General features: G+C 44.4%; 5 protein-coding genes. All 5 read right to left on the minus strand.

The genetic code is table 11. The features are described 5' to 3' along the window. Positions 1-199: 199 nt before the first annotated feature. On the minus strand, positions 200-706 hold the full coding sequence (locus D0T84_RS20950) for an RteC domain-containing protein (protein ID WP_163309852.1): 507 nt from the start codon (positions 704-706) through the stop codon (positions 200-202). Positions 707-810: 104 nt separating this feature from the next. Continuing rightward, positions 811-2349 carry a DUF1566 domain-containing protein gene (locus tag D0T84_RS20955; protein ID WP_163309854.1) on the minus strand — a complete coding sequence of 513 codons (1539 nt, stop codon included), beginning with the start codon at positions 2347-2349 and terminating at the stop codon, positions 811-813. Beyond that, entirely contained in the window at positions 2316-2723 is a 408-nt protein-coding gene (locus D0T84_RS20960) for a hypothetical protein (RefSeq protein ID WP_163309856.1), read from the minus strand. The genes D0T84_RS20955 and D0T84_RS20960 overlap by 34 nt, the downstream gene beginning before the upstream one ends. Before the next feature lie 42 nt (positions 2724-2765). Beyond that, on the minus strand, positions 2766-4196 hold the full coding sequence (locus tag D0T84_RS20965) for an FISUMP domain-containing protein (protein WP_163309858.1): 1431 nt from the start codon (positions 4194-4196) through the stop codon (positions 2766-2768). A gap of 1159 nt (positions 4197-5355) precedes the next feature. Further along, positions 5356-6543, minus strand: a 1188-nt coding sequence (locus D0T84_RS20970) for a site-specific integrase (RefSeq protein ID WP_163309860.1), incomplete at its 5' end; no start/stop codon positions are given.

The raw sequence follows: 6543 nt of genomic DNA on the forward strand, positions 1-6543 counted from the left end.
GTTGCTTTCATCAGGCTCAATCTGTACGTAAAGATAGATTTGCAGTACTGGCTCGACAATCCATTCCTTGAACCTCCTGAACCAGCTCCCGAATATCGGCAGGGGGTCCTTTTTCCAGAATATAGCTGAACCATCGCCTGAACATATTTGCAAGCCGGCATTTGGAAATGCTATTTTTATTTAGGACAGTATTGATCTATTATTTATCTTTTCGCCTTATTTTTTTCTTTTTAAAAATACCGTTATCCATATTATCCATTCTTTCGTTTAACTTTTCAATCATTTCATCAAGAAAGAGAGTGCGGCTTCCGACTCTCCTTCGGATAGCCCTGAATGTATCATAACAATCTTTTACTTCAAAGGAGAACAATTGACAGAGAATTTCAATCAGTAGATTAATATCTATTTCTCCGTTCTCAAATTTCTTGGTTTCCAAGGCTCCATATGCAAATTCGACTAAATCGGCAGCTGTTCCGGTCCAATGAAGGTCTTGTTCTAAAATCTTTTCTTTTTGATTTCCTTTATTACTATTATTCTGTAATTGCCATTGTAAAATTTTCAGTTCTATATCAATAAGAGAGATTGCCTTAATTGTATATTTTAAGGCATTTTTTTTCCTGTCCGTCAGATAATGTTTCACGGATTCCATCAAGTTCCAAACGTACAAAACCAAGATGATAATACAGCTTTGTAATGTTTGATTCAATCTGTAGTTTGTCTAATAGCTTTAGTGCAAATTCGTCATAGGCTTTTGTTAACTCTGTTAATAGTATGTCCTTCGGGGTTGCAAATCCCGAAGGATGAAGAGCATTAGTTACATGTTTCGCCATCGGCGCATTTTACGCAGCGGACAGTTCCATCTCCGGCTGGATATTTATCGTTACTATAAAAACCTCCATCCTGGAAAGTTACAACTTTGATCACATCATAATCAGGAGTTGTACTCCAGTAGTCCCCAGTTTGCGCCAAACTCGAGCGCCTACCAGGATTAGGCAGATACAAGGCATTACCTATCTTTGTTCCACCGCTACCGGTTGCATATTCAAGATCATTATTAACTCCCTCAACTCCTTCATCATCTGTATCAATGATGCTGATTAATTGCTTGCGACTCGGTACTTTCCAGCCCGTAGAGCAAGGGTCTGTAGGTCCTTTTGGTTGATCTTTATCATTGGAGCCATCTCCCCAGCGCAACCTGTCTACAACAGCATCATCTAACCAATCTCCGCCGGATTTCTGTATATACTTATCATGTCCCGGATTAATATTATTCGAAGAGCTAGGGGTAGTTTCGCTATTTCTCAGTTGGTGTCCATCAGCATTCCTTCCCCACTGGAATGACCAGCCGAGTGTACCATTCTCACCTTTTTCATCTCCTACTATACGCTGGAATGGATCTTTAGTCGCATCCGCCCCCAGGTTGAAACATTGGAATTGCAGCCAGTCGGGGTCGCCAGTAAGCTGTGGTGAGCCTTTTACGATAGTCCTGTCGGCCATAGTGGTAGTATATGCCCCGCAACCTACGCTGACGCGTACATAAAGCTGCTGCCCTAGTACGGTAATCGGTATATCGAATGCCTTACCCGCATAGGCGGCATCTACCGTACCCGACACTTTCACAGGAAGCTCTCCGGCTCCGGTTGCCAATGTGGCGGCATCTATCGTAACGGTGATACCGCTGGCATGGTCGTAGGTGTATCCTGCAAAGGCTTCGCCTTCGGCTCTGGTATATTTGAATACTCCGGCGGCCATTTCGCTGTGGGCTACTCCAGAACCACGGGTGTATTCGTCGGTGGTTCCCTGGGTGAATGAACCTGCGGTATTTACATATAGCGTGGTTGATCCGGCATCTACATTGTAGTTGGGGTCGAATATAAGATTCGTTGATGGAGTATTACCCGTGCACGGCTCGTGCATACGGCACCATTTGGTACCATCCCAAAAGTATAATCCGGGGCAGATATCTTCAGCCACTACGGTATTGGTGTTGTAAACACAAAGCCCGGTATGCACCGCCTTGTCCCAATTGTCGGCATTCTCCATCGTTTGCGACATATTATCGTTTGTTTTGCGCAGCAGGCTCACCCGGGGCATCAATAGCCCGCGGGTAGAATTTACATCTGTTTGTGTTTTCTCTTTGAGTTGCAGGATGGCTCCATCTTCGGCCTTCTGGTCTTGACCGATGGTTATCTGGGCTCTTACTCCTGTAAAACTAAAGAAGAGAACAACAGGTAGAAGTATTTTGATGTATTTTAAGTTATTTATAATGATTGTTTTATGTTGTTTTATCTCTGTTGTTTTACTTGTAGTGTCGGTTAAAGAGGTGGGGTCTGTAGCACCGGTAGCCATTGATAAACATCGTTTCCGTCTACCGTTTTTCTATTCCAGACATAAATACCGGTTTCGATACTTGTACTGCCTTTGATGTGATACACCACCAGCCCTACATGCTTGTCTTTGTCCCAATCGTCAGAGGCAGATGTCCCGTTTATAGTTGTTGCCATATTACTGCCGCTGCTGATAGTAAGAGAGTTAAGAGTCACCCTTGACAAAAGTAGTCCCTGTTTAGCGTTTGGGCTATCATCGGTAATGTTGAGTATCGTTTTCAGTTGAAGCAACATTCCCGGATCCGGGCTCTCATCTGTGCCTATCGTCACCTGAGCTTGCGCGGAAACGAAGGCAAGAAACATGAATATGAGAATGAATATATGTTTTAGTTTCATATCGTTTTGTATATATTTTGTTATGGTTTCAGACTTTTTTTATTAATTATTGGGAAGAGGAGTGCCGCCCGTACCATCCTTCTTGCAACGGACAGAGTAGAGAGCGTATTTTCCACCGCGGGATCGCATCACCATCTTACTATAGGAACCCCCTCCTGTGTAGAACTGCCGGCGCCATGATGTATTAACAGGGGTCGCACTAGACGTCCATAACTGTGCGTAGCGGCCGTAATCTCGAACGTAATTATCTTCAGCAGAGCCTACAATATGAATATCAAAGCCACCCTGTGCCGCAGAAAGACTCTTCCCTTTGTATTCACCTTGGCCTACACCAAAGCATTCCGAAATCATAGCAGGGCCGTGTCCTTGATCAGTACTAGATCCTCGATGTATTATATCGTTATCAAATGAGTCTTTGTTTTCTTCCCATTCGGTAGTATTCTGCCATTTAGCAGGGTTAAAATTATAGTCTGTTTTGTACCAACTATAAGGAACAGGATTGTTATAGATAACTTCTTCCAGTTCATTCCATTCCCTGTCGCTGGGCAAATGCCAACCATCAGGACAAATGCCCTGATAAGTAATCCCAGTATTTTCGTTATCGCCCCCCTGTCTTTCATCAGCATTGAGACGAGGACGGTTAGAAGCAAACCACCAATTATAAAGAATGCCTTCACGGGGATTCCATTCTTTTTCAGCTTCAACCCCATCATAGGGACATATCCATGTGTTAGTACCGGCACTGGGGTGTGGTGTGGACTCATATTTCCTTGACTCCGCCCAAGGATAAATCCAGCATTTAGTAGTATTAGGGCCAGTTATAGCACCTGTTGAAGGATTCGTAAATGGGGGTAGCATTTCTGCCGTATGCAGGACTCCGGCATATGCAGGATCGGATGGGTCTGGGATAAACCGCAGATTTTCGGTCATCCATACCCCGGCGCTGATTTTAGTAGCTCCATCCATGTAGTAAAATTCACGGTTATGGTAGGTTTGCGGGCCAAGTTTCTGAGTCCGGTTGTCGATAAAAGTTTCTACTTCGGGTGCATCTATTTTAGATGCCCCTATCAACAACCACTGCGTTCCATCCCACACATATGGCGCACCGAAGATAGGCTGTGTGTTACAGTAGTTATCCTTGTTGTTATACACCACCAGGCCGGTATGTTTGCTGCCATCGAGGGTTCCATCAGTGGTTACAGTAGCATCAAGGGTTTTGCCAAGGTCGCCGGTAAGCGATTGCAGTTCTACACGGGGCAGCCCCAACCCTTTGGAAGCATTTATTAATGGGTGTGTACTGCTGGTAGTCCCGTCTTTGAGTTGAAGCAGGGCTCCGGCTTCCGGTTCATTATTCATTCCGATTGTTACCTGGCCTTTGACCAGGGGGCTGAACAGAAAAATGACTATGATGGCCAATAGGCGCCAGAGGGGCATATTGCCTGCACATTTGTTTTGTGTCTTGGTTGTTTTCATAAATCGTGTGTTTGATTAATTTAATTGTATTCTTGTTTCATTCATCAGATTCTGATTGTGATGGCAGGTACCTGCCTGGAAATGAACAAACAACGGGGAGGGCCCAACCTGTGGCTTTCACAAGAGGCAGGCAGGCTTAATAAAGACAAATAAGACAACGTTGAAGACAAACAAGACGGTAAAGTCTCCTCCCCGGATGTTAAATAAAATGCAGGATGATTAAAATACCCCGGATTTTGTATTTGTTGTTTGGCTAATACATTACTTTTGCATAGCAGATAATCCTTGCATATATTTATGAAAGTTATACTCTTGCAGAAATGCTTTTGTAGCTGTAAGCGCATTTGATTATTTCTTATTACCGTCTTTTTCAGTAATGCTATCACTGAAAAGTCTTTGTTTTATAATATCTAACCTGTCACTTTACAAGTGACAGACCACCTTGTAATCAGTTAAAATACAGGGTTGTAGTGTGTTCAAAAGAAGAAAAGTCAAACAAGGGGTAAAACACGGCTGTTTATTGTGCTTGTTTATATGGGGCTAAACACCTTTGCAGCGCAGTTTTTGAAGTAAAATAAGCAGTACAGACTAGAAGTGAAATGTAAAACAAATGTAAAACATTGTTAACTACCTACATGTCAGCGGAATAGCATTCACGGGGAATACAAATAAAATAACTCTCTTTCTTTTAAATTCATCAAGATATAACAGGATTGTTCATAAAACAAGATTTTAACTAAAGTATTTTCACACAACAGTACAGTGTTGTTTTACAGCTTGTTATAGTTACAATACAGCAGTCCAAAGAAAAATAATTATTAAAATATTAGGAAGGAAAAAGAAAAAGGTTTAGTTTTGCCTGTGAATCATAAGTAGGAGACCTGTCTGTCACTTGTAAAGTGATGGGTATCAAGAATTAAAACTTTACAGCATAAAATTAGTAAATCCCTTCTTTTAACAATCATCAACTTGTATATTTAACACATTAGTGTGCGTTTTTAGCATATGATAGCTTTTGACTTCAAGGGCAGTGATCCGGTATGATCCGGTATGCTTTTCATTTTCTTTTAGGGCATAGGTGTATCCTCCCACCCCTGAGGGCAGGTTCTGGCATAACTAGTAAAAGGTAAAGGTTTGTGTTGATATGCAGTGGGAGAGGCTACCTGCTGAATGCAAACTGTCCTCCACTGCCTGCACATACCCGGGTGATGGCATGGCTTATCATCTCATTGGCTTCATCAAGGCGCGAACGCTCAAAGGCGGCCAGGTAGATATAGGTGGTCTTCTCGTTGCGGTGTCCCAGCCCTTCACTGATGAGCGATAGGGGCAGGCGCTCATACTTGGCGATGGTCGCCCAGCTATGGCGGGCCACATGGCTGCTGACTGGCTGGTTCACCCCCGACAGGCGAGCCAGGTCTTTCAGGTCGCGGTTATAGCTGCGAAGGGCGGTTTCGTATTGCAGGCGCCGGTCTTTATCCTTATCACGGATTATAGGGAAGAGGTAGGGCGAATAACGCGTCTCTTTTGAGAAACTGTCTATGATATCTTTCATTTCGTCCGTCAGCTTGACTTCGATAGGTTGTCCTGTCTTCTTGCGGTAATAGCTGATAACGCCTTTGCCGATATTGTCTTTTCTGAGGTAGGCCAAATCGATAAAGCTCATGCCCCGTGCATAGAAGCTAAAGAAGAACAGCCGCCGGCAACGGCTGAGCCGGATGGCTTTAGCTCCCTCCCCGGGAATATCCGCCTGGCGTAACTTTCCCACTTCCTCGATATTCAAAGCACGCTTGCGGGTATTGTCTATGCCTGTATATACTCCTGCAAAGGGATGCCTGTAGCGGGCAGGGAGGATATTGTCGGCTACGGCCTTGTTGTATAATGCCCGCAGGTTGCGCATATAGAACGAAACCGTATTCAGGCTTTTGCCCCTGTCCTTGAGATGACGTTCATAATCTTTCAATAGCCCGGCATCGATATCGGAGAGAGCCAGGGGCTTGCCTTTGTTGAAGGCTATCAGGGAGCGTACCGATGACAGGTAAGCACGGGCGGTACGTTCGCGGCCTCCCTTCTTTAAGAGTAATGCCTGCTTGCGGCAATAAGCCGCAAGGTTTCCAGGGGTGGTATGGCTGCGGTAGGTATCAGCAATGTCATCCACGGTATAGTTACCCTGTTCTTCAAACGACTGCAAGATACGGGAGAACAGGTCACGGCAGGACTCTATGGCAGCTTCCGCCTGTTCGAGGCAGGCGCTACGGGAGTCATACAATACAGGATGGATAATATTTTGAGTGGAGGCATCCCACTCTGCTTCATATAAGCGCAAGCCCAGGGACAGGTTACGCACCTT

The sequence above is a fragment of the Dysgonomonas sp. 521 genome (genome assembly GCF_010501055.1).
In the GTDB taxonomy this organism is placed as follows: domain Bacteria; phylum Bacteroidota; class Bacteroidia; order Bacteroidales; family Dysgonomonadaceae; genus Dysgonomonas.

Coding starts and splice junctions, on each gene's coding strand:
- D0T84_RS20955 (WP_163309854.1), bottom strand. CDS start 2,349: ATGGCTACCGGTGCTACAGACCCCACCTCTTTAACCGACACTACAAGT.
- D0T84_RS20960 (WP_163309856.1), bottom strand. CDS start 2,723: ATGAAACTAAAACATATATTCATTCTCATATTCATGTTTCTTGCCTTC.
- D0T84_RS20965 (WP_163309858.1), bottom strand. CDS start 4,196: ATGAAAACAACCAAGACACAAAACAAATGTGCAGGCAATATGCCCCTC.